Origin of the sequence: Xanthomonas sp. LF02-5, assembly GCF_034105325.1 — a bacterium.
GTDB classification, from domain to species: Bacteria; Pseudomonadota; Gammaproteobacteria; order Xanthomonadales; family Xanthomonadaceae; genus Xanthomonas_A; species Xanthomonas_A sontii.
In genome coordinates, this window is the sequence record NZ_JAXGGF010000004.1 from 234,589 (window position 1) to 259,085 (window position 24,497).

Annotated in this window: 22 protein-coding genes and 1 CRISPR repeat array; of the genes, 10 read left to right on the plus strand and 12 right to left on the minus strand. The window is 68.5% G+C overall.

Annotation, left to right across the window (positions count from 1 at the left end; genetic code table 11):
- The first annotated feature begins 9 nt into the window (after positions 1-9).
- Positions 10-1,443: a class II fumarate hydratase gene (locus tag SLW52_RS12470; protein ID WP_267085782.1), complete on the plus strand. Its 1,434-nt coding sequence runs from the start codon at positions 10-12 to the stop codon at positions 1,441-1,443.
- 217 nt (positions 1,444-1,660) lie between these two features.
- On the opposite strand, the gene SLW52_RS12475 is transcribed toward SLW52_RS12470, so the two are convergent.
- Together SLW52_RS12475 and SLW52_RS12480 are read right to left on the minus strand one after the other, a co-directional pair.
- Positions 1,661-2,101, minus strand: coding sequence for a hypothetical protein (locus SLW52_RS12475; RefSeq protein ID WP_017915026.1), 441 nt, complete (start codon positions 2,099-2,101; stop codon positions 1,661-1,663).
- 79 nt (positions 2,102-2,180) lie between these two features.
- On the minus strand, positions 2,181-3,548 hold the full coding sequence (locus SLW52_RS12480) for a PLP-dependent aminotransferase family protein (RefSeq protein WP_320740523.1): 1,368 nt from the start codon (positions 3,546-3,548) through the stop codon (positions 2,181-2,183).
- 161 nt (positions 3,549-3,709) lie between these two features.
- On the opposite strand from SLW52_RS12480, the gene SLW52_RS12485 reads away from it, so the two are divergent.
- A complete protein-coding gene (locus SLW52_RS12485) occupies positions 3,710-4,573 on the plus strand; it encodes a DMT family transporter (protein WP_026143342.1) in 864 nt (287 codons plus the stop codon).
- Positions 4,574-4,673: 100 nt separating this feature from the next.
- Here SLW52_RS12485 and SLW52_RS12490 read toward each other — a convergent pair whose 3' ends face one another.
- Genes SLW52_RS12490 through SLW52_RS12515 form a run of 6 tightly spaced genes read right to left on the minus strand, consistent with a single transcriptional unit; the run spans position 4,674 to position 8,619 of the window.
- On the minus strand, positions 4,674-5,234 hold the full coding sequence (locus SLW52_RS12490; protein WP_152238381.1) for a DUF2884 family protein: 561 nt from the start codon (positions 5,232-5,234) through the stop codon (positions 4,674-4,676).
- A 45-nt stretch (positions 5,235-5,279) separates the two neighbouring features.
- A complete protein-coding gene (locus SLW52_RS12495) occupies positions 5,280-6,101 on the minus strand; it encodes a DUF2807 domain-containing protein (protein ID WP_017908109.1) in 822 nt (273 codons plus the stop codon).
- Positions 6,102-6,144: 43 nt separating this feature from the next.
- Positions 6,145-7,137, minus strand: a complete 993-nt coding sequence (locus SLW52_RS12500; RefSeq protein ID WP_193312654.1) for an ABC transporter permease — start codon at positions 7,135-7,137, stop codon at positions 6,145-6,147.
- The gene (locus tag SLW52_RS12505) at positions 7,134-8,015 is read right to left on the minus strand and encodes an ABC transporter ATP-binding protein (protein ID WP_017911485.1); all 882 of its coding nucleotides are present in this window, start codon (positions 8,013-8,015) and stop codon (positions 7,134-7,136) included. Before SLW52_RS12505 ends, SLW52_RS12500 begins: the two co-directional genes overlap by 4 nt.
- A complete protein-coding gene (locus SLW52_RS12510; RefSeq protein WP_017908106.1) occupies positions 8,012-8,374 on the minus strand; it encodes a GntR family transcriptional regulator in 363 nt (120 codons plus the stop codon). Before SLW52_RS12510 ends, SLW52_RS12505 begins: the two co-directional genes overlap by 4 nt.
- Positions 8,375-8,376: 2 nt before the next feature.
- On the minus strand, positions 8,377-8,619 hold the full coding sequence (locus SLW52_RS12515) for a hypothetical protein (RefSeq protein ID WP_010344229.1): 243 nt from the start codon (positions 8,617-8,619) through the stop codon (positions 8,377-8,379).
- Between the two features lie 129 nt (positions 8,620-8,748).
- Here SLW52_RS12515 and SLW52_RS12520 point away from each other — a divergent pair, with 129 nt between their 5' ends.
- The 7 genes from SLW52_RS12520 to SLW52_RS12550 all read left to right on the plus strand — a co-directional run bounded on the left by SLW52_RS12520 (position 8,749) and on the right by SLW52_RS12550 (position 15,730).
- Positions 8,749-9,315: a glutathione peroxidase gene (locus tag SLW52_RS12520; protein WP_267126770.1), complete on the plus strand. Its 567-nt coding sequence runs from the start codon at positions 8,749-8,751 to the stop codon at positions 9,313-9,315.
- Between the two features lie 100 nt (positions 9,316-9,415).
- Entirely contained in the window at positions 9,416-10,366 is a 951-nt protein-coding gene (locus SLW52_RS12525; protein WP_148827766.1) for an FKBP-type peptidyl-prolyl cis-trans isomerase, read from the plus strand.
- Positions 10,367-10,381: 15 nt separating this feature from the next.
- Entirely contained in the window at positions 10,382-11,728 is a 1,347-nt protein-coding gene (locus tag SLW52_RS12530; RefSeq protein WP_017908103.1) for a UDP-glucose/GDP-mannose dehydrogenase family protein, read from the plus strand.
- A complete protein-coding gene (locus SLW52_RS12535; protein ID WP_017908102.1) occupies positions 11,718-11,954 on the plus strand; it encodes a SlyX family protein in 237 nt (78 codons plus the stop codon). The genes SLW52_RS12530 and SLW52_RS12535 overlap by 11 nt, the downstream gene beginning before the upstream one ends.
- Before the next feature lie 27 nt (positions 11,955-11,981).
- Positions 11,982-12,683 (plus strand): DUF2058 family protein, encoded by a 702-nt coding sequence (locus SLW52_RS12540; protein ID WP_320740445.1) that lies wholly within the window; start codon positions 11,982-11,984, stop codon positions 12,681-12,683.
- Positions 12,684-12,685: 2 nt separating this feature from the next.
- Positions 12,686-14,833, plus strand: a complete 2,148-nt coding sequence (locus SLW52_RS12545) for an acyltransferase family protein (protein WP_320740443.1) — start codon at positions 12,686-12,688, stop codon at positions 14,831-14,833.
- A gap of 39 nt (positions 14,834-14,872) precedes the next feature.
- Positions 14,873-15,730 carry a transporter gene (locus SLW52_RS12550; RefSeq protein WP_320740442.1) on the plus strand — a complete coding sequence of 286 codons (858 nt, stop codon included), beginning with the start codon at positions 14,873-14,875 and terminating at the stop codon, positions 15,728-15,730.
- A gap of 120 nt (positions 15,731-15,850) precedes the next feature.
- A CRISPR array of direct repeats spans positions 15,851-16,994; the repeat unit is 31 nt; unit sequence GTTTCAATCCACGCGCCCGTGAGGGCGCGAC.
- A gap of 250 nt (positions 16,995-17,244) precedes the next feature.
- On the opposite strand, the gene SLW52_RS12555 is transcribed toward SLW52_RS12550, so the two are convergent.
- The 4 genes from SLW52_RS12555 to SLW52_RS12570 all read right to left on the minus strand — a co-directional run bounded on the left by SLW52_RS12555 (position 17,245) and on the right by SLW52_RS12570 (position 23,207).
- Positions 17,245-18,156: an NAD(P)-dependent oxidoreductase gene (locus SLW52_RS12555; RefSeq protein ID WP_295839427.1), complete on the minus strand. Its 912-nt coding sequence runs from the start codon at positions 18,154-18,156 to the stop codon at positions 17,245-17,247.
- 53 nt (positions 18,157-18,209) lie between these two features.
- The gene (gene metH / locus SLW52_RS12560; RefSeq protein ID WP_320740439.1) at positions 18,210-20,972 is read right to left on the minus strand and encodes a methionine synthase; all 2,763 of its coding nucleotides are present in this window, start codon (positions 20,970-20,972) and stop codon (positions 18,210-18,212) included.
- 103 nt (positions 20,973-21,075) lie between these two features.
- Entirely contained in the window at positions 21,076-22,221 is a 1,146-nt protein-coding gene (locus SLW52_RS12565; RefSeq protein WP_320740438.1) for a homocysteine S-methyltransferase family protein, read from the minus strand.
- A complete protein-coding gene (locus SLW52_RS12570; protein WP_193312655.1) occupies positions 22,218-23,207 on the minus strand; it encodes a metalloregulator ArsR/SmtB family transcription factor in 990 nt (329 codons plus the stop codon). The genes SLW52_RS12565 and SLW52_RS12570 overlap by 4 nt, the downstream gene beginning before the upstream one ends.
- 126 nt (positions 23,208-23,333) lie before the next feature.
- Between SLW52_RS12570 and SLW52_RS12575 the strand changes: the two genes are divergently transcribed.
- Entirely contained in the window at positions 23,334-24,482 is a 1,149-nt protein-coding gene (locus tag SLW52_RS12575; protein WP_017907602.1) for an acyl-CoA dehydrogenase family protein, read from the plus strand.
- Positions 24,483-24,497 lie beyond the last annotated feature (15 nt).

Consider the following 24,497-nt stretch of genomic DNA (forward strand, 5'->3'; position numbering starts at 1 on the left):
GATTGCGCGATGAGTGACACATTCAGGGTCGAACACGACAGCATGGGCGAACTGCAGGTGCCCGCCGATGCCTTGTGGGGGGCACAGACCCAGCGTGCGGTACAGAACTTTCCGGTGTCCGGGCAGCCGATGCCGCGCGGCTTCATCCGCGCGCTGGGGCTGATCAAGGCCGCCGCGGCCGGCGTCAACGCCGACCTGGACCTGCTGCCGAAGGCGGTCGCGAAGGCGATCCAGGCCGCGGCGCTGGAGGTGGCCGACGGCCGCCACGACGCGCACTTCCCGATCGACATCTACCAGACCGGGTCCGGCACCTCGTCGAACATGAACGCCAACGAGGTCATTGCCACGCTGGCCAACCGCGCCGCCAAGGGCGAGGGCAAGAACGGCAGCAAGACACGGCCGGCGGTGCATCCCAACGACCACGTCAACCTCGGCCAGAGTTCCAACGACGTGGTCCCCACCGCGATCCGCGTCGCTGCGTTGCTCGCTGCGCGCGAGCATCTGCTGCCGTCGCTCAAGCACCTGCGCAAGACGATCGACAAGCGCGCCAAGCAGTTGCAGGGTGTGGTCAAGACCGGGCGCACCCACCTGATGGACGCGATGCCGCTGACCTTCGGCCAGGAGTTCGGTGCCTGGTCGGCGCAGCTGGTGTCGGCGCAGGCGCGCATCGACGACAGCCTCAAGCGCCTGCGCCGGCTGCCGCTGGGCGGCACCGCGATCGGCACCGGCATCAACGCCGACCCGCGCTTCGGCGGCAAGGTTGCCAAGGCGCTGTCGGCGCTGACCGACCATACCTTCGAGAGCGCCGAGAACAAGTTCGAGGGCCTGGCCGCGCAGGACGATGCGGTGGAACTGTCCGGCCAGCTCAACGCGCTGGCGGTGGCGCTGATCAAGATCGCCAACGACCTGCGCTGGATGAACGCCGGGCCGCTGGCCGGCCTCGGCGAGATCGAGTTGCCGGCGCTGCAGCCGGGCAGCTCGATCATGCCGGGCAAGGTCAATCCGGTGATTCCCGAAGCCACGGTGATGGCCTGCGCGCAGGTCATCGGCCACCACACCGCGATCACCGTGGCCGGGCAGACCGGCAACTTCCAGTTGAACGTGACCCTGCCGCTGATCGCGGCGAACCTGCTGGACTCGATCCAGTTGCTGGGCAACGTGTCGGTGCTGCTGGCCGATTCGGCGATCGCCGGCCTCAAGGTGCGCGAGGAGCGGGTGCGCGAGGCGCTCGACCGCAATCCGATCCTGGTGACCGCGCTGAATCCGATCATCGGCTACGAGAAGGCCGCGGCGATCGCCAAGCGCGCCTACAAGGAGAACCGGCCGGTGCTGGAGGTGGCCAAGGAGGACAGCGGCCTCGGCGAGGACGAACTGCGCCGGCTGCTGGACCCTGCCGCACTGACCGAGGGCGGCATCCATGCCGGCGCGGGCGGCGGTGGTTGAGCGGTGACGGAGCGCACGCCGGCGGTTGAGCCTGACAGCCGTCGGGACTGAAGTCCCTCCCACATCGCGCCCAGACACCTCATCGCAAGCTGCGTAGGAGCAGCTTCAGCCGCGACGGGCCTTCCCGGTAAAGCCTATCGCGGCTGAAGCCACTCCTAAAAGAAGGGACCAACTCTTACTGAGGGCTCTCATGCCGGCGCACGCGCGCCGGCACGTCTCAGCGGCGTTCGGCCTGCAAGTTGCCGAAACTGTCGCGATACGGCTGCAACGAGGGAATGTCGCGCAGCACGGCCGCCTGCGCTTCGGTGATCTCCGGGGTCGGCGCGAAGCCCACCGAGCGCATGTTCGGGTCCGGCGCCGCGGTCTCCAGGGTGCGCTGGCGCTGCATCTGCAGGTGCATGAACAACTGCTGCAGTTCGGTGCGCTGCGCGGCGGGCAGCGGCAGTTCGATATCGTCGATGCGCAGGCTGCCGTCGGGCCCAATGGTGGCATTGGCGGCCGGGGCGCGGCGCAGCATCACGTTCATGCTGTCCACCGCCACCCGCGGCTTGCTGCGCTCGGCGCGCGAGGAGGTGGTCTCGCCGCCGCGTCCGCCGCAGGCGGCGAGCAGCAGGCATAACGACAGCAGCGAGAACCAGGCGAACAGCGTCTTCTTCATGGAGGCGATGCAGTGGGGGAGTGCGGGCATTCTAGAACGTGCGGCGGCTGCGGTCGTGGCGAGGCGCGCTGGCCGCGCATCAGCGGCGTGAGGTCGAAGCGGACTGCATGGCGCGCGCGAGCACGCTGAACATCCGTTCGTCGGTGGATTGCGCGACGTTGAAACGCAGGAAATCGCCTGCGCTCAACGACTGGCTGAAGGCATTGCCCGGCGCCAGCACCACGCCTTCCTGCAGGCAGGCGTGCGCGATCGCTGCGGCCTCCATGCCCGCGGGCAGCCTGCACCAAAGGAACAGGCCGGCCCGTGGAATCAGCCAGGGTCGGACGCCGAGGCCCTGGAGCCGCTCTACCGTCCTGGCCATCTGCTCCGCCAGGCGCCGCCGCAAGGTCTCCAGATGCCGGCGGTAGCCGCTGTCGGTCAGGGCGATCCGCACGGCCTCGGCCGCCAGCCGGCCGCCGCCGAAGCTGGTGGCGATCTTCAGGTCGGCGAGGCTTTCGATCCAGTCGCCACGTGCGGCGATGTAGCCGCAACGCAGCGACGCCGACACCGTCTTGGAAAAGCTGCCGATCTGGATGACCCGCGCCAGGCCGTCGAAGGCCGCCAGCCGCGGGGCGGGGCTGGTCTCGAAGTCGGCGAAGATGTCGTCCTCGACGATCACCAGGTCCGAGCCCTCGGCCAGGAGCAGCAGCCGGTGCGCCGTCGCCGCGGACAGGGTCGCGCCGGTGGGGTTGTGGATCCCCGAATTGGTGATGTACAGCCGCGGCGCATGCGCCCGCAGCGCCGCTTCGAAGTGTGCCACGTCCGGTCCGTTCGGCGTATAGGGCACGCCCACGACCTGCACGCGATGCGCCTTGAGCAAGGCATGGAAATTGAAGTAGCACGGGTCGTCGACCAGCACCGTGTCGCCGGGCGAGAGCAGGAAACGGCCGATCAGGTCGATCGCATGCGTGCCCGATTCGGCGAGCAGGATATGTTCGGGCGGCGCCTGCACGCCATTGCCCGCCAGCCGTCGCGACAGGAACTGGCGCAAGCCGGGGTGGCCCAGGGGCGTGGCGTACTCGGTCAGTTCCTGCGTGTCGGCGCGCGCCAACGTGCGCAGTGCGCGGCGCATGCCCGCGCCGTACAGCCATTCGGGTGGCAGCCAGCCGCAGCCGGGCTTGAGCACGCGCGCATCCGCTTCCAGCGACTGCCGCGATACCCACAGCGGATCGATCTGCCGGTCGAGCTTCGGGCCGAGTTGCGCCAGCGCCAGTGGGGCCACCGACCCGGCCACATAGAAGCCCGACCCTGGGCGCGCCGCGATCGCGCCCTCGGCCGCCAGCCGCTCGTAGGCTTCCACCACCGTCGACACCGACACCCGCAGCGCGCGCGCCTGCGCGCGCACGGAGGGCAGGCGCGCTCCCGGCAGGCTGGTGCGGTTGGCGATGCGTGCGCGGATGTCGGCCATCACCGCGTCGATGCGCGTGCCGGGTGCTGCGGGTCTGTCCACTGTCGTCAGCTGTACTGGGTCTTGAGCCATAACAGTACTGCGAAACCGTATTGGATCGTATCTGGCCGTGTCGGTCCCACGAGGCGTCTACTGCAACGGCGATGCAGAAGGAGACGCGCATGGAAAAAACCACCGGTGGCTGGATCAATGGATGTATCGGCGTGATGATTTTTGCGGGGTCGTTGCCCGCAACGCGCGTCGCGGTCGCCGATTTCTCCCCCGTGTTCCTGACCTGCGCCCGCGCCAGCATTGCCGCCGCGCTGGGGCTGGCGCTCCTGCTCGGGTTTCGGCAACCGCGTCCGCGCCGCGCCGAGCTCCCTGCCTTGGCGATGACGGCGCTGGGGGTCGTGGCCGGATTTCCCCTGCTGACCGCACTGGCGCTGCAGCACGTCACCTCGGCGCATTCCATCGTGTTCGTGGGCCTGCTGCCGTTGTGCACCGCCGTCTTCGCCGTGTTGCGCGCCGGCGAACGCCCGCGTCCACCGTTCTGGGTGTTCTCGCTGGCCGGTGCCTGCAGCGTGGTCGGCTATGCGGCGATCGGCGGGATCGACGCCTCGTGGCAGGGCGATCTGCTGATGCTGGCCGCGGTGGTGCTGTGTGGGCTGGGCTATGCGGAAGGCGCGCGCCTGTCGCGCACGCTGGGCGGATGGCAGGTCATCTGTTGGGCGCTGGTGCTGTCGCTGCCGCTGATGGTGTCCCTGGCCTTGCTGACGCAGCCTGCGTCGTTCGGCACCGTGCGCATGCCGGCATGGCTTGGCCTGGGCTATGTCTCGCTGTTCAGCATGTTGATCGGCTTCGTGTTCTGGTACCGCGGCCTGGCGCAAGGCGGGATCGCGGCGGTCGGGCAACTGCAGTTGTTCCAGCCCTTCATCGGCTTGGGCCTGGCCGCGCTGCTGCTGCACGAAACCGTGAGCTGGACGATGCTGGCGGTGACCCTGGTCGCGATGGTCTGCGTGGCCGGCGCGAAACACTACGCCCGCTGAGACCGCGACCCGCCCGGCAGGCGTTTGCACGACTGCCGGGTGGGTCGCGGACTCAGCGAGCGCTCGTGGACGATGGTCGCGGCAGCGTGGCTGCCGCCGATTACGCGGCCGAGTGCTTGCAGTCGCTGACGTCGCTGTCGTCGAGGGTGGAGTAGGGACGGAACGCCGGCACCTTCTGCATCAGTGCATCCTGCGCGGCGCGCAGCGCGGCGACCTGGTCGCAGATCTTCAGCGCGGCCTGCTTGATCTTGTCGGCCTGCGCCTCGACCCGCTCGCCGATATGGTCGGTGTCGCCGCTGAGCACGCCGCTGATGGCATCGCCGGCCGCTTTCACGCCCAGCGCCGCACCGGCCTTGCCGACCTCCACGCCTTGCTTGCCCACCGCTTCGATCTGGCTGCGGTAGGCCAGCAGCAGGCGCTGCTGCTCGGCGTCCAGGGCGACCGGCTTGCCGTCGATCAGCAGCTTGCCGTCGCGGGTGATGGTGGCCGGCGGCTGGCCATCGGCCTTCAGGGTGAGGTCGCCGTTGAGGAAGGTCAGGCTTTGCGCGCCACCGTGGTCGACGACGACGCGGTCGTTCGACGAGGCCGAGCGCTGGCAGGCGCTGAGCGAGAACAGCACGGCCAGGGCGACGCCGGCCAGGGACAGGGAACGGTACTGCATGGGCGCGTCCTCGTGTGGATGTGGAAGGAGAATCGGGCGGCAGGATCAGCGCGGCTTGGGCAGGTTGACGCTGCCACGCACGCCGCGGTGGGTGACGTCGCCGCTGCCGACCTTCTGCACGCTCAGGTTGCCGCCGACGGTGCCGACATCCAGGTCGCCGGAGCCGACCGTCTGCACTGCGACATTGCCGGTGACGTCGCGCAGTTGCACGTCGCCGGAGCCGACGCTGTCGACCTGCACGCTGCCGCGCACGCCGTGCACGGTCAGGTCGCCGGAGCCGACGGTGCCGACCTTGACGTCGCCGCCGACCTGGTCGGCCTTTACGTCGCCCGAGCCCAGCGTCGGCAGGGCCACGCTGCCGACATTGCGCAGTTCGATGTCGCCGGAGCCGACCGTGGCGCTGACCGCGCCGCGAATGTTCTGCGCGTGCAGGTCGCCGGAGCCGACCTTGGCGTCGAGCGAGGCCACGCCGCTGATCTCGGCGTCGCCGGAGCCCAGTTGCAGCTGCACCGGCAGGTTGGCCGGGATGCTGCCGGCCACGTTGAGGTAGGCGTAGCGGTTGCCGACGCTGATGCCGTGGATCTTGCCCTCGTGCTTCAGCGTCACCACCAGGGTGTCGCCGTCGTGGCGCTGGCGCAGGGTCAGCTCCTTGAGCATGTCCGCGTCGGAGGCGCAGGCGCGGCCGCGCAGGGTGGAGTCGCCGCTGGCGCCGCTGAGCTTGAGGTCGTTCTGCTGCACGTCCAGCAGCACCGACTTGACGCCGGTCAGATCCAGCTTCAGTTCGCGCGGTTCGGAATACTTGCAGTCGTCGGCCATGGCGACGGCCGGCAGCGACAGCAGGGCACACAGGGCGAGGGTCTTGCGCATCGGAAAACTCCTTGCGGAAAAGGGAAGAGAGACGGAGGTGCGATCAGGCTTCGTCGCGCCAGCGGCGCACGTAGATCGCGGCGACGATGAAGGCCACGCCGACCGCGGCGCCGATCCAGATGTCGGGGTCGCGGAACAGCACCCAGCTGTCGCCGAGATGGATCGCATTGACCAGATCCTGCGGACCGCTGATGTGGGTCTCGGCCACCTGCTCGTTCAGCACCGGACCCCAGCTGCCGGGCAGCACGCTGAGCAGGCCGCGGTAGACCACGGTGTACCAGATCAGGTTGTGGTTGACATCGAGCATCGGCAGGATGCCCATCATGCTGGCCATCACGCAGCCCAGGATCGGGATCAGCACCGCCCACAGGAACGGCTTGCTGCGCGCCCAGGCCGAGCACAGCATCAGCCAGCCGATCGCCGGCAGCGACCACATCACCTGCACCGGCAGTGCGGCCAGGACCATGCCGATGATGCGCAGCGGGTGCGATTCGGTGAAGACCGCGGTGCTCTGCGGGATACCGTTGACCGACAGGGTCAGGGCGGTGACCACCCACAGTGCCAGGCCGATCAGCAGGCCGATGCCGATCGCCAGCAGCGGCGCCAGCAACAGCGCCCAGGCGGCCTTGGATAGCACGGTGCCGGTGTCCGACAGCGGCAGCGACTTCCAGAACAGCACGCTGCGGTCGCGGCGGTCGTCGTACAGCGCGCCCAGCGCGTAGAAGAACACCACGAAGCCGACCACGATGCAGGCCAGGATCACCCCGGCGAGCATGGTGCCGTCGCCGACCGCGCCGATGATCTGGTGGGCGTTGTTGGCCTGGCCTTCCCATTGCACATCGTTCAGACGCACGCCGCCGCCGTGGTTGCGGCCGGCGATGCTGCCGATGATCGACAGCACCGTGTACAGGGTGGCGACGATGCCGCCGGTGATGACCGGGGCCCACAGGAAACCGCCGCGGTGTTCCCAGAACTCGCGCTTGAGCAGCCACGTGAAGGTGGACACGGGAGAGATCGATTTGGCGGGAGCGTTCATGCGTAGGTGCCCTTCATGATGGCGACGAACAGGTCGGCCAGGCCGGGGGTGCGGGTTTCGCCGAGCGCGGCCAGCTGCGCCTGCGGCACGCCGTCATACAGGAATACCGACTTGCCGAACGGCAGGCCGCGTTCGTCGATCGGCTGCAGCGCGCGCGCCGCCTCGATGCGCTCGGCCGGCACCAGCAGTTCGGTGTAGCGGGTGGCCATATGCTCCATGTCGGCGCTGAGCACGATGCGACCGTCGCGGATGAACAGCACGTCGGTGAGGATGTGCTCGATCTCCTCCACCTGGTGGGTGGTGATGACGATGGTCTTCTGCTCGTCGAAGTAGTCTTCCAGCAGGCGCTGGTAGAACTCCTTGCGATACAGGATGTCCAGGCCCAGGGTCGGCTCGTCCAGCACCAGCAGGCGCGCGTCGATCGCCATGACCAGGGCCAGGTGCAGCTGCACGATCATGCCCTTGGACATCTCGCGCACCCGCAGCTTGGGCGAGAGCTTGGTGTTGGCCAGAAAGCGCTCGCACTTGGCGCGATCGAAGCGCGGATGCACGCCGGCGACGAAGTCGATCGCCTCGCTGACCCGCATCCAGCGCGGCAGCACCGCCACGTCGGCGATGAAGCACACCTCGTTCATCAGCGCGTCGCGCTGCTTGCGCGGGTCCATGCCCAGCACGCGCAGTTCGCCTTCCACGGCGGTCAGGCCCAGCACCGCCTTCAGCGCGGTGGTCTTGCCGGCGCCGTTGGGGCCGATCAGGCCGACGATGCGGCCCGGCGCGATGGCGAAGGACGCATCGGCCAGCGCCGGCTTGTTGTTGTAGGTCTTGCGCAACCCCTGCGCGTAGACGACGGATTCGGATGCGGCGACAGCGGCAGTCATGGCGTTTTCCCCGGTGGCAACAAGTCTTGCAGTGTCAGGCCCAGGCGCTGGATGCGTTCCAGCACCAGAGGCCACTCTTCGTTGAGGAAGCGCTCGCGCTCGCTGCCGCGCAGCTTCTGCGCCGCTTCCTCGGTCATGAACATGCCCAGCCCGCGACGCTTCTCGACCAGGGCCTCGTCGGCCAGTTCCTGGTAGGCGCGCGAGACGGTGATCGGGTTGAGCTGGTATTCGGCGGCCACCTGGCGCACCGAGGGCAGGGCGTCGCCGGGCTTGAGGATGCCGTCGAGCATCATCGCGATGACGCGCTCCTTCAGCTGGCGGTAGATCGGAGCGCCGTCGCTCCATTGGATATCGCTCATGGTCAGCTCCGTGGGCGCAGGGTGCGCGCGAAGGAGAAATAAGGCACGGACAGCGAAGCCCGCAGACGCCGCACCGCCGGGACGGTAGAAGGTGCGGCGCCGGCGGCGCTGTCGTCGTGCGGCGTGCTGGCGCCATAATCCAGCGGCCGTCCCTGGTGGCGTTGGGCGCCGATCCAGCTCGCGCAGAGCAGGGTGCCGACGATGACCAGGGCCGGAAGACTGCGCTGGAGGCGTTTGAGATTCATCGTGGGACCTGCTCTGGGTGAGTGGTGTTGTATTTAACTATAACACCGTTACACGGCATGTCAACACGCTGCAGACCCAAATTCCGACCTGGTCGTGCGTCACTCCCTTCTTCTACTCGACGGTGCCCCATGAAACTTTCCAAGCGTCTGTTTTTCCTCGCGATCCTGGCCGCTGCCGGCACCGTCGGCAGTGCCTGGGCCGGCTCTCTGCTGGACCGGGACTACCGTCCGCTGGCCGGCAAGGAGAAGGTGAACCTGAACAAGACCTACGGCGGCAAGGTGCTGCTGGTGGTCAACACCGCCAGCAAGTGCGGCTACACCCCGCAGTACGACGGCCTGGAGAAGCTGCAGCAGCAGTACGCGGCGCAGGGCTTCAGCGTGCTCGGCTTCCCGTCCAACGACTTCAAGGGCCAGGAGCCGGGATCGGAGAAGCAGATCCAGGAATTCTGCACGCTCACCTATGGGGTCAAGTTCCCGATGTTCGAGAAGGTGCACGTGATCGGCGACGAGGCGACGCCGCTGTACAAGCAACTGACCCAGGCCACCGGCGTGGCGCCGGGCTGGAATTTCCACAAGTATCTGATCGCGCGCGATGGGCGCGTGGTCGCGCAATTCCCGAGCAAGGTCACGCCGGACGATCCGGCCTTGCGCAGTGCCATCGAACGCGAACTGAAAGCGCAGCCGGCGTCGCACTGAAAGCGGGTCAACATCTCGGCCGCGCATGCGACAATGCCGGCCTCTGTCTGCGCCAGTTCGGCGCGTCCAGTTCACAGTTCACTTCCAGGGAAAGTAGCGAATGAAGATGGGAATGCGCGGCGCCGTGGCGTCGCTGGTGGTGGGGATGGCGATGGTCGCCGGTCACGCGTCCGCGCAGGCGCCGGCGGCCGGCGGCACGGCGACGACGCTGAGCACCGAGAAGCAGAAGGTCAGCTACGCGATCGGCATGGATGTGGCGCGTTCGTTCGAGCCCATCGCCCAGGACATCGACGTGGACGCGATGCAGCGCGCGATCGAGAACGCCTTCAAGCAGGGCAAGCCGCTGCTGTCCGATGAGCAGACCCAGGCCACCGACACCGCGCTGCGCACGCAGCTGGCCGCGCGCAACGGCCAGCCGGTGCCGGGCATGGCGCCGGGCACGCAGCCGCCGCCGGTGTCCAAGGAGAACGTAGGCCTGATGCTGGGCGACCGTGCGGTCGGTCCGTCGCTGGCGCGGATCCAGAACGACATCGATCTGCCGACGCTGATGGGCGCGGTGCGCACGGTATTCGCCAAGGGCCAGACCGCGATGACCCAGGAGCAGGCGATGGCCACGCTGCAGGCCTTCGGTGCGTCCAAGCAGGCCGCGGTGGCGACCAAGAACAAGCAGGAAGGCAATGCCTTCCTGGCGCAGAACAAGAACCAGAAGGGCGTGATCACCACCCCGTCCGGCCTGCAGTACATGGTGCTGCGCGAAGGTAGCGGCGCGCGGCCCACGTCCAGCAGCAAGGTGCGGGTGAACTACGAGGGCAAGCTGCTCGACGGCACCGTCTTCGACAGCTCCTACAAGAACGGCCAGCCGGCCGAGTTCGCGCTGAACCAGGTCGTGCCGGGCTGGAGCGAGGGCGTGGCGCTGATGCCGGTGGGGTCCAAGTACCGCTTCTGGATTCCGTCCAATCTGGGCTACGGCCCGCAGGGAATGCCGGGCAGCCCGATCGGCCCGGATGCGATGTTGACCTTCGACGTGGAACTTTTGAACATCCTTCAATAACCGAAAGGAGATTACATGCGCGTAGCGATATTCGGCACCGGCTATGTCGGGCTCGTCACCGGAACCTGTCTGGCCGAAGTCGGCCACCATGTGGTGTGCGTAGACATCGACCAGGCCAAGGTGGATGGGCTCAACAAGGGCGTGGTCCCGATTTACGAGCCTGGCCTCTCGCCGATGGTCAAGGCCAATCACGCCGCACGGAGGCTGTTCTTCACCACCGATGCGGCCAGCGCCATCGCGCATGGGGATATCGTGTTCATCGCCGTCGGCACGCCGCCGGACGAGGACGGTAGCGCAGATCTGCAGTACGTGCTGGCGGTGGCCCGCACCATCGGCCAGCACATCCAGGGGCCGACCATCGTGGTCAACAAGTCGACGGTGCCGGTCGGCACCGCCGACAAGGTGCGCGCGGCGATCGCCGCCGAGCTTGAAGCGCGCGGCGAGGCGATCGAGTTCGACGTGGTCTCCAACCCGGAGTTCCTGAAGGAAGGCGATGCCGTCGCCGATTGCATGCGCCCGGACCGCATCGTCATCGGTAGCAGCAAGCCCGGCTCGGCCGCGCGCCTGCGTCGTCTGTACGCGCCGTTCAACCGCAACCACGACCGCATCGTGGAGATGGACGTGCGCTCGGCCGAACTGACCAAGTACGCGGCCAACGCGATGCTGGCGACCAAGATCAGTTTCATGAACGAGATCGCCAACATCGCCGAGCGCGTCGGTGCCGACGTGGAGAAGGTGCGCCAGGGTATCGGCTCGGATCCGCGTATCGGCTGGCACTTCATCTACCCGGGTGCCGGCTACGGCGGCTCGTGCTTCCCCAAGGACGTGCAGGCGCTGGCGCGCACCGCGCAGCAGGTCGGGCATGCGCCCCGGCTGCTGGATGCGGTGGAAGCGGTCAACGAGGCGCAGAAGGGCCACCTGTACGAACTGATCCAGCGCCACTACGGCGCGGCGCAGTCGCTGAAGGGCAAGACCTTCGCGGTGTGGGGCCTGGCCTTCAAGCCCAACACCGACGACATGCGTGCCGCCTCCAGCCGCCGCCTGCTGGCGCAACTGTGGGAGGCGGGCGCGACGGTCCGTGCCTACGATCCGGAGGCGACCGACGAGGCCAAGCGCATCTTCGGCGAGCGCGCCGATCTGCATTTCTGCGACGATGCCTTCGACGCGCTGGAAGGCGCCGATGCGCTGGCGGTGGTCACCGAGTGGAAGCAGTTCCGCAGCCCCGACTTCACCCGCATGAAGGAGCTGATCGGCGATGCGGTGGTGTTCGACGGCCGCAATCTCTACGATCCGCAGGAAATCGAGAGCTTCGGCCTGGCGTATTACGGCATCGGCCGCGGACGTTCGATCCATGCAGCATGATTTTTCCACCCAGGATCGGTTGCTGGAGAACCGCCTGATCGAGCTGGAAACGCGCCTCTCCTTCCAGGAGCAGGCGCTGTCGGAAATGAGCGATGCCCTGGCCGAAGCGCGTATCGAAAGCCAGCGCAACGCCGAGTTGCTGCGTCACCTGCTCGAAGATCTGGGCAAGGTGCGCAGCACACTCTACGCCGATCCCGCCGACGAACCGCCGCCGCCGCATTACTGATCCCCCGAACCGACCGATGCCGTCCCGATGAGCGATACCCTCCGCGAGCAATTGCTGGGCCTGGGCTTCAAGCCCGCGCCGAAACCCGAACGCAAAGCCCCGCCTGCCGCGCCGCGGCCGCAGGGACGGCCGGGCCAGCGCCCGGCACCGGCCGGGGCGCGCGGTGAGCGCGCTCCCGGCGGCGCGCCCAACGCCGGCAAGCCCGGCGGCGGGCGCGGCCGTCCGCACGGGAACGGCCCTGGCCACGGCCAGGGCAAACCGCAGGGTGCGGGCGGCCAATCCGCGCGGCCGCCGCGCAGCCGCGAGGACATCGACCTGGCCAAGGCCTACGCGATCCGTGCCCAGCGCGAGAAGGACGAGCGCATCGAGGCCGAGCGGCAGAAGCAGGAAGAAGCGCGCCTGCGCCGTGAAGCGCGGGCCAAGCTCGACGAACTGCTCAAGGGCCAGGCGCTGAACCACGCCGAGGCCGACATCGCCCGCCATTTCCCCTATGGCGGCAAGATCAAGCGCATCTACGTCACCGCCGACCAGCTCAAGGCGCTCAACGCCGGCGAGTTGGGCGTGCTGCAGCAGAACGGTCGCTACCTGCTGGTGACCGCGGCGCTGTTGGACCAGGCCGAAGCGATCTTCCCGGCGGCGGTGGCGCTGCGGGTCGATCCGAACGCGACGGCGGAAGAAGACCCCTACGCCGATCCCAAGTACCAAATCCCCGACGATCTGGTCTGGTAAACGTGGCGCTGCCAGGGACGGGCACGCTGGCCGCCGGGCGCGGCCACACGCCGCCGCACGCGCAGACCGGTGGCGGCTATCTGCCGTACGTGGACGGGCTGCGCGCGATCGCGGTGCTGGCGGTGATCGCCTACCACCTCGATCCGGCATGGCTGCCGGGCGGGTTCACCGGCGTGGACATGTTCTTCGTGATCTCCGGCTTCTTGGTCAGCGCGTCGTTGCAGCGCCCGCCGGCGGCCGGACAGCTGGGCGTGTTCGCGCAGTTCTATGCGCGGCGCCTGCGCCGCATCGCGCCGGCCCTGGTGGTGTGCCTGCTGGTCACGGCCCTGGCCAGCGGCCTGTTCATTCCCGAGTCCTGGCTCAGCGAGACCAGCGCCAGGACCGGGCGCATGGCCTTCGTCGGCCTCAGCAACTGGGTGCTGGCCTCGACCGGCAACGATTACTTCTCGCCCAAGGCCGAATTCAATCCGTACACGCATACCTGGTCGCTGGGCGTGGAGGAGCAGTTCTATCTGCTGTTCCCGTTGCTGTTCCTGGCCTGGAACCGTGGCGGCCGCGGTCGGGTGTGGTCGACGCTGCTGGTGGCGCTGGCCTCGGCCGCCTCGCTGGCGTTCGCCTGGCGGCATAGCCGCGATGCCGGCGATGCGGCGGCCGCGTTCTATCTGACCACCGCACGCTTCTGGCAACTGGGCAGCGGCGTGTTGCTGTACCAGGTGCTGGCGCTGCGCGGACGCTTCGAGGCCGGGACGCAGGCGCCGCCGCCGGGCGCCTGGAGCTGGCGTTCGCCGTTGCTGGCGATGGCGCTGGCGGCGGTGGTGGTCGGCCTGTGGTGCGCGCGTCCCGGCCACTCGCCGTGGCCGGATGGACTGTGGCCGGTGTTGGGCACACTCGCCCTGCTGGCGCTGCTGCATGGCGCCCCGGCCGGCTGGATCCGGCGCGCGCTGGCGCACCGCGTACCGGTGGCGATCGGCCGCGTCTCGTACTCGCTGTATCTGTGGCACTGGCCGGTGTTCGTGCTGTTCCGCTGGACCGTCGGTCTGGAATCGGCGCCGACCAGAGCCGCGGCGCTGCTGCTGGTCGCCTTGCTGGCGCTGGCCTCGTACCGCTGGGTGGAGCTGCCGTGGCGGCATGGCCGCATCGGCCGCGCGCGCACGCCGGCGCGGACCATCGTCGCCGGGCTGGGCCTGGTGCTGCTCGCCGGCGGCACCCATGCGCTGCTGCAGAACGCCCAGCGCTATTACGGGTTGAGCACGGTCAGCCGGCATCCGCTGGACTGGTACGCCTATGCCAAGGGCCTGCGCCGGGAGTTTCCGCAGTGCGCGCTGCAAACCCGCCAGGTGCCGGTGCAGGTGGGCAGCGCCAAGCTGTTCGAGCGCGGCGCCTGCACGCTGCCCAACCGCGATGACGGCGGCCAGGTGTTCGTGGCCGGCGACTCGCATGCGCTGGCCTACAACGAACTGCTGCGGCGCTTCGCGCTGCAGAGCGGGGTGCCGGTGCGGCTGTATGGCGTCGGCGGTTGCCCGATCGTCGGCCTGCAGGCCTGGCAGGCCAGCAATCCCGGCTGCCAGGCCTATGAGCGCAGCACCCTGGCCGACGTCGCCGCGCACGCGCGCGACGGCGATGTACTGTTTCTGCCCGCCCTGCGCGTGCTGCGCCTGGCCGATCAGGACCGCCTGTTCGACGAGACCGCGGCGATGGCCGAGCAGGAGGGTGCCGAGGCGCAGGCCGCGCGCAGCGCTGGCGAAGCGGCTGCGGTCGCGCTGCTGCAGCCCTTGGCGCAGCGCGGCGTGCGCATCGTCTTCGAAGCGCCCAAGCCGGTGCTGCGCGCGCCGCCGTATCGCTGTTCGGACTGGTTCAACCGCGGCAATCCGATCTGCGCGCGCGGCATCCCGATCGCACGCGCGACCATGGAGCGCTACCGTGCGCCGGTGCTGCAGAGCCTGCAGCGCATCGCCGCGCAGCTGCCGCATGCCTCGGTGTGGGATCCGTTGCCGCTGCTGTGCGACGCGCAGCGCTGCAGCGGCAGCCGCGACGGGCGCCCGCTGTTCTTCGATGCCGATCACCTCAGCGGCTACGGCAACCGGGTGCTGCTGCCGGGCTTCACATCGCACATTGCGGCGATCCAGGCACACTCGCCGCCGGCGCCTTGAGGCGCAGCCCTCCGCTCCCGCATCGCAAGGAGTTCGCGCATGCCTGTTCTGCCTTTTCTCGCGCCGCAGCGATCGCGGGCGGTGCCGTCGTTCGTCGTCACCTGCCATGGCCGCCGGTGGCAGTTGCGCCGCCGCGGCGATGCGCTGCTGCGCGGGGCGCTGCTGCTGGCGGCCACTACCGGCACTGCCGGCGTGGCCTGCGCCGAGGACGCGCCGGCGTTCGACCGGCCTGGTATCGGCTTCGCCTCGACCACCCTGCAGCGTGGACAATTGGCCTGGGAGCAGGCGTTCTTCGATGGCAGCTACGACCGCGACGGCGACGTGCGCAGCACCGAATACGTCGCCAACAGCCGGCTGCGGTTCGGCCTGAGCGCACGCACCGAGTTGCAGCTGGCGATCGACAGCCAGGTGTGGCAGCGCGTGCGTGGCGGCGGGCAGGACCAGCGCGGGCACAGTGGCGGCGACGCCAGCATCGGCTTGAAGCAGGCGTTGCCCAGCGCCAGCGACCGCGTCAGCTGGGCCTTGCTCGGCAGCGCCAGCCTGCCGGTCGGGCGCGCGCCGTACGGCGATGCCGGCCACCGCTACGATCTGGGCGTGAGCGCCGGCTGGGATCTGCCCGAAGGGCGCAGCCTGGCGCTGTACGGCAATGTCAGCGACAGCGAGGACGGCTCCGGCTGGAGCGTCTCGCCGAGCTACACCTTCTATGCCGGCGACACGCTGAGCGCCTACGTCGAGGCCGGCATCGGCGGCGGCGAGGACGAGATGCGCGCGCTTGGCAGCGGCGTCACCTGGCTGTTCGCCAACCGCGTGCAACTGGATCTGTCGGTGCTGCGCGGCCTGTCGTCGCAGACCCCGGACTGGCAGGGCGGCCTCGGCATTTCGGTGCTGCTGCGCTGAGGTCCATGGTGCGGTGATGGCGTGAATCGCGCCTCCGCGCAACCAAGGGCCTGCACGGTTCCACCCAGGCGCCTTGGATGGCGGGACAGGCATGCGTGAGCGAGTCCCTGCCGGCAAGGAGTTTCAATCCACACGCCCGTGATGACGTGACGAGGGAACGCTCTTAGAACGGGTGCCGTCTATCGTCGTTTCAATCCACGCGTCCGCGAGGGCGCGACCGACACCTGGTACTTGTCATAGCTGTCCCGCACGGGGTTTCAATCCACGCGCCCGTGAGGGCGCGGCACGGCAATCGGCATGTAGCACCACGTCGGCCAGTCGTTTCAATCCACGCGCCCGTAAGGGCGCGACCCATCACGAGCAGGGCGAACAGCACGCCGGCGCAGTTTCAATCCACGCGCCCGTGAGGGCGCGACACGATCGCAATGTTCACAGGCAACGAGCTCTGAACGTTTCAATCCACGCGCCCGTGAGGGCGCGACACGGACCGCCCGCGCGATGCCGGCCGGATTCCCGTTTCAATCCACGCGCCCGTGAGGGCGCGACCCAGGGCGGCGAAGATGGGCCGTGCGAGCTGCAGGTTTCAATCCACGCGCCCGTGAGGGCGCGACTGATGCCTTCGGCGAAGTCGTATTCGTTCCACTTGTTTCAATCCACGCGCCCGTGAGGGCGCGACCGGTTATGCGCAGCAAGACCAAGCTCAAGCGCTGGTTTCAATCCACGCGCCCGTGAGGGCGCGACGTAGACCCAAGATTTCCTGACGAGCATGGTCATAAGTTTCAATCCACGCGCCCGTGAGGGCGCGACCCGATGTGCCGGCGAACTGCACCACGGTTCAGATGTTTCAATCCACGCGCCCGTGAGGGCGCGACGATTTCGGCCACGATGTCCTCGATCCGCTGGGCGCGTTTCAATCCACGCGCCCGTGAGGGCGCGACTCACGAACAACCCCTTGCCGGGGAGCGTGCGCGCGTTTCAATCCACGCGCCCGTGAGGGCGCGACTCGCCAAGGAGATCAGCAAGCACGTCATCATCGTGTTTCAATCCACGCGCCCGTGAGGGCGCGACCAATCCTGGTGGGGGCACCGCGCCGACAAGGCGACGTTTCAATCCACGCGCCCGTGAGGGCGCGACCGGTGACGCCCTTGCTGCCGGCCATGATGCGGCGGTTTCAATCCACGCGCCCGTGAGGGCGCGACAGGATTTCCAAGTCCTTCGAAATCACGTTGTATCGTTTCAATCCACGCGCCCGTGAGGGCGCGACAGCCCTCAGCATAACTGCCGGCCGGGACTAAGGAAAAAGTGCCGATTTCGCGAAACGGGCGTGCGGCGACGTGCAGGGGGCGGGGCTGCCTTGCCAGGTTTCACGCTGCCCAGGCATTTCGCTTTTTCGATCAAGTGCTTATCGGGATTCGCGAACCGGCCGGTAAAACCCCGGGCGCTTCCGGTTCGCGCCGACGGCGCACATCCTTGCTCCGCCATCCGAACCCGGTGTGCCGATCAGAGCCAGGCGCTCAGTCGCTGGCGGCGCGTCCGTCGTTGGGCGGCAGCACCTCGGGCACATGCGTGTCGTATTGGTGCAGCACTTCCGCGAAACCATGGCGCGGTTGCCAGCCCAGCGCGTCCAGCGCCCGTTGCGGCGAATAGACGCGATCGATCCGTTCCGGCAGTGCCCAGCCGCGTTGCGCGAACGCCGCCACCAGCGTCGGCGCGCGGCGGTGCAGGATCGCCGGTGCTGCGGTGTGCAGTTCGGCGCAATCTTCGCGCAGGAACGGGGTGGCGCCGGAAATCACGAACGTCGCGCTTGCCGGCCCGGCATGCCGCAATGCCGCCGCATGGGCCTCGGCGACGTCGCGCGCGTCGATGCCGCGATGCAGGCGGAATGCCGCCATCACGTTGACCGGTTCCGGGAAGCAGCGCGACATGCGCAGGATACGCACGCTCGGCCCGCCCTGATCGGCGGCTTCGCGCAGCAGCGCCTCGGCCTCCAGCTTGGTGTGGTGGTAGATGGTCTGCGGCTGCGGCGCCAGCGTCTCGTCGACCCAGCCGGCGCTGCCGTCGGGAGTGGCTGCGTCGCCATACAGCGCGGTGGTGCTGGTGAACACGATGCGGCGCACGCCGGCCGCCGCCGCGGCGTCCAGGACGCGGCGCGTGCCGTCGACATTGACCTGGCGGAAGCGCGCCGCCGGCACATGCGCGACGTGCGGGGCATGCAGCGCAGCCGTGTGGATCACGGCGTCCACGCCCTGCAGTGCGCGCGCCAGCAGTGCGGCATCGTCGAGGTCGCCGACCCAGTCGGCGGTGGAGCAGGGCGTCCGGTCGAAGCCGCTGACGTGGTGCTCGCGCGCGAGCCGGATATGGATTGCGCGGCCGACCCGGCCGGCACTGCCGGTGACCACGATCTTCAATGGGGTCGGAGTGGACATGGGCATCGGCGATGCACTCGAAGGCGCGTGGGGCGCCTGCGGTCGGCGTGGGCTCACTCCGGATCGTAGTCCAGGTTGGAGGCCAGCCAGCGTTCGGCCTGTTGCAGCGAGACACCCTTGCGCCGGGCGTAGTCGGCGAGTTGGTCCTTGCCCAGCCGGCCGACCACGAAGTACTGGCTCTGCGGGTGGCTGAAGTAGTAGCCGGACACCGCGGCGGTCGGCAGCATCGCGAAGCTCTCGGTCAGCGACATGCCGGCATTGCGACCGGCATCGAGCAGGGCGAACAGGGTCTGCTTCTCGCTGTGGTCGGGGCAGGCCGGATAGCCGGGCGCGGGACGGATGCCGCGATAGCGCTCGGCGATCAGCGCCTCGTTGTCCAGTGCCTCGTCGTCGGCATAGCCCCAGAACTCGGTGCGCACGCGCTGGTGCAGGCGCTCGGCCAGCGCTTCGGCCAGGCGGTCGGCCAGGGCCTTGAGCAGGATCGCGTTGTAGTCGTCGTGCGCCGCCTCGAAGCGCGCCACGTGCGGTTCGATGCCGATGCCGGCGGTCACCGCGAACGCACCGATCCAGTCCTGCTTACCGCTGTCGCGCGGGGCGATGAAGTCGGCCAGGCAGAAGTCCGGGCGCTCGGCGGGCTTGTCGACCTGTTGTCGCAAAAAGTGCAGGGAATGGGGAATGGAGAATCGGGAATGGTCGAGCGGCGCGGTCGCGCCTGACGATTCCCCATTCCCGTTTCCCGATTCCCGGTCCGTCAGGACCACAACGTCATCCCCCACCGACTGCGCCGGCCACAGCCCGAACACGGCCTTGGCGGTCAGCCATTTCTCCTCCACGATCCGCTGCAGCATCGCCCGCGCGTCCTGGTACAGCTCGCTGGCCTGCTGGCCGACGATCTCGTCGGTGAGGATCGCCGGAAACTTGCCGGCCAGTTCCCAGGCCTGGAAGAACGGGGTCCAGTCGATCAGCGGGACCAGGTCGTCCAGCGGGTAGTCGTCGAACACGTGCAGGCCGGGCTGCCTGGGCGCCGGCGGGGTGTAGGCGTCCCAGCCGCCGTCGAAGCGCTGCCCGCGCGCGTGCGCGAGCGAGACCAGGCGCTTGGCGTCGCCGCGGTTCTTGTGGCGCTGGCGGATCTCGGCGTAGTCGGCGTCGTTGGCGGCCACGAAGGCCGCGCGCAGTTCGCGCGAGATCAGCGATTGCGCCACGCCCACCGCGCGCGAGGCGTCCTTGACCCACACCGTCGGCGCTGCGTAATGCGGGTCGATCTTCAGCGCGGTGTGCGCGCGCGAGGTGGTGGCGCCGCCGATCAGCAGCGGCATCGAGAAGCCCTGCCGCTGCATCTCGCGGGCGACGTGGGTCATCTCTTCCAGCGACGGGGTGATCAGCCCCGACAGGCCGATGATGTCGGCGTTCTCGGCGCGGGCGCGGTCGAGGATGGTCTGGGTCGGCACCATCACCCCCAGGTCGATCACGTCGAAGTTGTTGCAGGCCAGGACCACGCCGACGATGTTCTTGCCGATGTCGTGCACGTCGCCCTTGACCGTGGCCATGACGATCTTGCCGTTGGACTTGCCGGTGTCGCCGCTGCGCAGCTTCTCCGCCTCGATGTAGGGCAGCAGGTAGGCCACTGCCTTCTTCATCACCCGCGCCGACTTCACCACCTGCGGCAGGAACATCTTGCCGGCGCCGAACAGATCGCCGACCACGTTCATGCCGTCCATCAGCGGGCCTTCGATCACGTCCAGCGGCCGCGCGGCCTGCTGCCGCGCCTCTTCCGTATCGACCTCGACGAACTCGTCGATGCCATGCACCAGCGCATGACTCAAGCGCTCGCGTACCGTCTTCTCGCGCCACGCCAGCTTCTCCCGGGTCCCGGGTCCCGAGTCCCGTGTCCCGGCCTTCTTAAAGCGTTCGGCGATCTCCAGCAGGCGCTCGGTGGCGTCGCGGCGGCGGTTGAGGATCACGTCCTCCACGCGCTCGCGCAGCTCCGGGTCCAGTTCGTCGTAGATCGGCATGCCGCCGGCGTTGACGATGCCCATGTCCATGCCCGCGGCGATGGCGTGGTACAGGAATACCGAATGGATCGCCTGGCGCACGGTCTCGTTGCCGCGGAACGAGAACGACACGTTGGACACACCACCGGAGACGTGGCAATGCGGCAGGGTGCGTTTGATCTCGCGGGTGGCCTCGATGAAGTCGACCGCGTAGTTGTCGTGCTCCTCGATGCCGGTGGCCACGGCGAAGATGTTCGGATCGAAGATGATGTCTTCCGGCGGGAACCCGACCTGCTCGGTGAGGATGCGGTAGGCGCGGGTGCAGATCTCCACCTTGCGCGCGCAGGTGTCGGCCTGGCCGACCTCATCGAAGGCCATCACCACCGCCGCGGCGCCGTAGCGCAGCACCTTGCGCGCGTGCTCGACGAACGGTGCCTCGCCTTCCTTGAGCGAGATCGAGTTGACCACGCTCTTGCCCTGCAGGCACTTCAGTCCGGCTTCGATCACGCTCCACTTGGAGGAGTCGACCATCACCGGGATGCGTGCGATATCCGGCTCGGACATGATCAGGTTGAGAAAGCGCACCATCGCCTTCTCCGAGTCGATCAGGCCCTCGTCCATGTTGACGTCGAGGATCTGCGCGCCATTGGCGACCTGCTGGCGCGCCACCTCCACCGCTTCCTCGTAGCGCTCTTCCTTGATCAGCTTGCGGAACTGCGCGCTGCCGGTGACGTTGGTGCGCTCGCCGACATTGACGAACAGCAGGTCCGGGGTCAGCAGCAGTGGTTCCAGGCCGGACAGGCGGGTGTGGCGGGCGGAGGACATGGTCAGCGTTCCGGAAACGGGGAGGTGCCGGCGCACGCGCAGGCGGCAGCGTGCCCGCGCAGGACTGCGCGGGCGGGGGCGGCGGGCGTGCGCGCGACGGACATCAGGCGGCCTGCGCCGGCGCCGCCAGCGGCACGCGCGGCGGCAGCCCGTGCACCGCCTCGGCGATGGCGCGGATGTGCGCCGGGGTGGTGCCGCAGCAGCCGCCGACCAGGTTCAGCAGCCCGGACTCGGCGAACTCGCGCAGCGTCGCCGCCATTTCCTCCGGGGTCTCGTCGTACTCGCCGAAGGCGTTGGGCAGGCCGGCGTTGGGGTGCGCGCTGACGTAGCCATCGGCGATGCGCGCCAGGGTCTCGACGTGCGGCCGCAGGTCCTTGGCGCCGAGCGCGCAGTTCAGTCCGACCGAGAGCGGCCGCCCGTGCGCGACCGAGGCGTAGAACGCCTCGGCGGTCTGCCCGGACAGGGTGCGGCCGGAGGCATCGGTGATGGTGCCGGAGATCATCACCGGCAGGCGCCCGCCGCGTGCGTCGAACACCTCCTCGATCGCGTACAGCGCGGCCTTGGCATTGAGCGTGTCGAAGATGGTCTCCACCATCAGCGTGTCGGCGCCGCCGTCGATCAGGCCGTCGATGGCCTCGCGGTAGGTGGCGCGCAGCTCGTCGAAGCTGGTGTTGCGGAAGCCGGGGTCGTTGACGTCCGGGCTGATCGAGGCGGTGCGGCTGGTCGGGCCGAGCACGCCGATCACGAACCGCGGCTTGTCCGGCGTCAGCGCTTCGACCGCGTCGCAGCAGGCACGCGCGACCTGCGCGCCGGCCTTGTTGAGTTCGTAGACCAGGTGTTCCAGGTGGTAGTCGGCCTGGCTGATCGACGTCGCGTTGAAGGTATTGGTCTCGAGCAGGTCGGCGCCGGCATCGAGGTAGGCGCGGTGGATCTCGGCGATGACCTCCGGCCGGGTCAGCAGCAGCAGGTCGTTGTTGCCCTTCAGGTCGTGGCCCTGCGGCGCATGATCGCAGCCGGGGCCGTGCACATGCGCGGCCTGCGCGTCGTAGCCCTCGGCGAAACGCTCGCCGCGATAGTCGGCCTCCTGCAGCCCATGGCGCTGGATCATCGTGCCCATCGCCCCATCGATGATCAGGATGCGTTCGGACAGGGCCTGCAGCAGTTTTTGCGTGCGCTCTGAGTTTAGCCAGTGCAGGCACGGGATTGGGGATTGGGCATTGGGGATTGGTGAAACAGCCGCGCGACTCATGCTCCTGCCTCCGCCTTGGCTTTTGCCTTCTCCAATCCCGATTCCCCACTCCCGATTCCCGGCTTCCCCGCAATCAACGAAATCACTTCGAAGTGCGGCGGGCGCTTCTCGCGGGTCACGGTTTCCAGGCTGGAGACTTCGAGCCCGGCCTTGCCGACGAACTTGCGCAGTTCCTTGGCCGAAAAGCCGAGGTTGACGTGGCCGTAGGCCTGCACCGCGGCCTTGTGCTCGTGGCGCGCCAGGCTGCACAGCAGCAGGCGGCCGCCCGGGCGCAGCACCCGCGCCGATTCGCAGACCGCCTGCGCCGGCTTGGTCGCATAGGTCAGGGCATGCATCATCACCACCAGGTCGAAGCTGGCATCGGCGAAGGGCAGGGCATGCATGTCGCCCTCGCGCACTTCCACGTTGCCGAGCCGGCGCAGGCGTTCGCTGGCCGCGGCCACCACCCGTGCGCTGGTGTCGATGCAGACATAGCGGCGTGCGTGCGGCGCCACCAGTTCGGCCAGCACGCCGTCGCCGGAGGCGATGTCGAGCACGTCGCCGGTCTCCAGCAGCGGCAGGGCGGTGCGTGCCAGCGCTTCCCAGGTGCGGCCGGGCGAATAGTGGCGCTCCATGTCGCCGGCCACCGAGTCGGCCCAGTTCTGGTCGGCGGCGCGGTTGGCCAGCACCGCGGCCACGCGCTCGGCGTCCTGGCGCAGCAGCGGGTCGTCGCTGCCGGTGCTCAGCGCCAGCCACAGCGCGCGCTGCGCGGGGTCCAGCAGGGTCTCGTCGAAGCGATAATAGGCCGACACGCCGGCGCGGCGGTCGCGCACCAGCCCGGCCTCCTTGAGCTTGGCCAGGTGGGTCGAGACCCGCGGCTGCGCCAGGCGGGTGATGGCCGACAACTCGGCCACGGTCAGCTCCTCCTGTTCCAGCAGTGCCAGCAGGCGCACGCGGGTGGCGTCGGCGAAGACCTTCAGCCGGGACGACCAGTCCTCCAGATCCATAAATATCTTCCTATCGCGATATAGAGATATTTTGGTCCGGGCGGCGGTTCCGGTCAAGTTGCACACGCCGGCGTATGGTCGGCACGGCTACAATGGCCGGACCAATATGCCCGGGAGGGGTTCGACGTGGATTTCAGCTTTACCGAAGAGCAATTGATGATCCAGGACGTGGCGCGGCGCATCGCCCAGGAGCGCATCGCCCCCAGCGCCGAGCACCATGACCGTGCCGGCGAATTCCCGCTGGAGAACATCCGCCTGCTGGGCGAGAACGGGCTGATGGGCATCGAGGTGCCGGAAGAGTACGGCGGCGCCGGCATGGACCCGATCGCCTATGTGCTGGCGATGGTCGAGATCGCCGCCGGCGATGCGGCGCATTCGACCATCATGTCGGTCAACAACTCGCTGTTCTGCGCCGGCATCCTCAAGAACGGCAACGAGGAACAGAAGCAAAAGTATGTGCGCGCCATCGCCGAAGGCCGCGAGATCGGCGCCTTCGCGCTGACCGAGCCGCAATCCGGCTCCGACGCCACCGCGATGCGGTGCCGCGCGGTGCGCCAGGACGACGGCAGCTTCGTCATCAACGGCAAGAAGAGCTGGATCACCTCCGGCCCGGTCGCCAAGTACATCGTGCTGTTCGCGATGAGCGAGCCGGACAAGGGCGCGCGCGGCATCACCGCCTTCGTGGTCGACACCGACAAGCCCGGCTTCCACCGCGGCAAGACCGAGCCCAAGCTCGGCATCCGCGCCTCGGCCACCTGCGAGATCGAGTTCCAGGACTACGTGGCCAGCGCCGACGAGGTGCTGGGCACGCCGGGCGAGGGCTTCAAGATCGCGATGAGCGTGCTCGACGCCGGCCGCATCGGCATCGCCTCGCAGGCGATCGGCCTGGCCCGCGCCGCCTACGAGGCGACCCTGGAGTACGTGAAGGAGCGCAAGGCGTTCGGTTCGCCGATCGGCGCGTTCCAGATGACCCAGGCCAAGATCGCGGACATGAAGTGCAAGCTGGACGCGGCGCTGCTGCTGACCTTGCGCGCGGCCTGGCTGAAGGGGCAGGGCCAGCGCTTCACCACCGAGGCCTCGGTGGCCAAGCTGACCGCCTCCGAGGCGGCGATGTGGATCACCCACCAGGCGGTGCAGATCCACGGCGGCATGGGCTATTCCAAGGAGATGCCGCTGGAGCGCTACTTCCGCGATGCCAAGATCACCGAGATCTACGAAGGCACCAGCGAGATCCAGCGCCTGGTGATCGCGCGTAACGAGACCGGGTTGCGGTGAGGCCGGGAGTGGGGA

What these genes read in the sequence shown, in the direction of transcription:
- SLW52_RS12490 (WP_152238381.1), bottom strand. Translation starts at nt 5,234, where the DNA reads ATGCAGTACCGTTCCCTGTCCCTGGCCGGCGTCGCCCTGGCCGTGCTG.
- SLW52_RS12540 (WP_320740445.1), top strand. Translation starts at nt 11,982, where the DNA reads ATGAGCGATACCCTCCGCGAGCAATTGCTGGGCCTGGGCTTCAAGCCC.
- SLW52_RS12555 (WP_295839427.1), bottom strand. Translation starts at nt 18,156, where the DNA reads ATGTCCACTCCGACCCCATTGAAGATCGTGGTCACCGGCAGTGCCGGC.
- SLW52_RS12475 (WP_017915026.1), bottom strand. Translation starts at nt 2,101, where the DNA reads ATGAAGAAGACGCTGTTCGCCTGGTTCTCGCTGCTGTCGTTATGCCTG.
- SLW52_RS12535 (WP_017908102.1), top strand. Translation starts at nt 11,718, where the DNA reads ATGCAGCATGATTTTTCCACCCAGGATCGGTTGCTGGAGAACCGCCTG.
- SLW52_RS12565 (WP_320740438.1), bottom strand. Translation starts at nt 22,221, where the DNA reads ATGAGTCGCGCGGCTGTTTCACCAATCCCCAATGCCCAATCCCCAATC.
- SLW52_RS12520 (WP_267126770.1), top strand. Translation starts at nt 8,749, where the DNA reads ATGAAACTTTCCAAGCGTCTGTTTTTCCTCGCGATCCTGGCCGCTGCC.
- SLW52_RS12505 (WP_017911485.1), bottom strand. Translation starts at nt 8,015, where the DNA reads ATGACTGCCGCTGTCGCCGCATCCGAATCCGTCGTCTACGCGCAGGGG.
- metH (WP_320740439.1), bottom strand. Translation starts at nt 20,972, where the DNA reads ATGTCCTCCGCCCGCCACACCCGCCTGTCCGGCCTGGAACCACTGCTG.
- SLW52_RS12515 (WP_010344229.1), bottom strand. Translation starts at nt 8,619, where the DNA reads ATGAATCTCAAACGCCTCCAGCGCAGTCTTCCGGCCCTGGTCATCGTC.
- SLW52_RS12550 (WP_320740442.1), top strand. Translation starts at nt 14,873, where the DNA reads ATGCCTGTTCTGCCTTTTCTCGCGCCGCAGCGATCGCGGGCGGTGCCG.
- SLW52_RS12525 (WP_148827766.1), top strand. Translation starts at nt 9,416, where the DNA reads ATGAAGATGGGAATGCGCGGCGCCGTGGCGTCGCTGGTGGTGGGGATG.
- SLW52_RS12530 (WP_017908103.1), top strand. Translation starts at nt 10,382, where the DNA reads ATGCGCGTAGCGATATTCGGCACCGGCTATGTCGGGCTCGTCACCGGA.
- SLW52_RS12510 (WP_017908106.1), bottom strand. Translation starts at nt 8,374, where the DNA reads ATGAGCGATATCCAATGGAGCGACGGCGCTCCGATCTACCGCCAGCTG.
- SLW52_RS12470 (WP_267085782.1), top strand. Translation starts at nt 10, where the DNA reads ATGAGTGACACATTCAGGGTCGAACACGACAGCATGGGCGAACTGCAG.
- SLW52_RS12485 (WP_026143342.1), top strand. Translation starts at nt 3,710, where the DNA reads ATGGAAAAAACCACCGGTGGCTGGATCAATGGATGTATCGGCGTGATG.
- SLW52_RS12480 (WP_320740523.1), bottom strand. Translation starts at nt 3,548, where the DNA reads ATGGCCGACATCCGCGCACGCATCGCCAACCGCACCAGCCTGCCGGGA.
- SLW52_RS12500 (WP_193312654.1), bottom strand. Translation starts at nt 7,137, where the DNA reads ATGAACGCTCCCGCCAAATCGATCTCTCCCGTGTCCACCTTCACGTGG.
- SLW52_RS12495 (WP_017908109.1), bottom strand. Translation starts at nt 6,101, where the DNA reads ATGCGCAAGACCCTCGCCCTGTGTGCCCTGCTGTCGCTGCCGGCCGTC.
- SLW52_RS12570 (WP_193312655.1), bottom strand. Translation starts at nt 23,207, where the DNA reads ATGGATCTGGAGGACTGGTCGTCCCGGCTGAAGGTCTTCGCCGACGCC.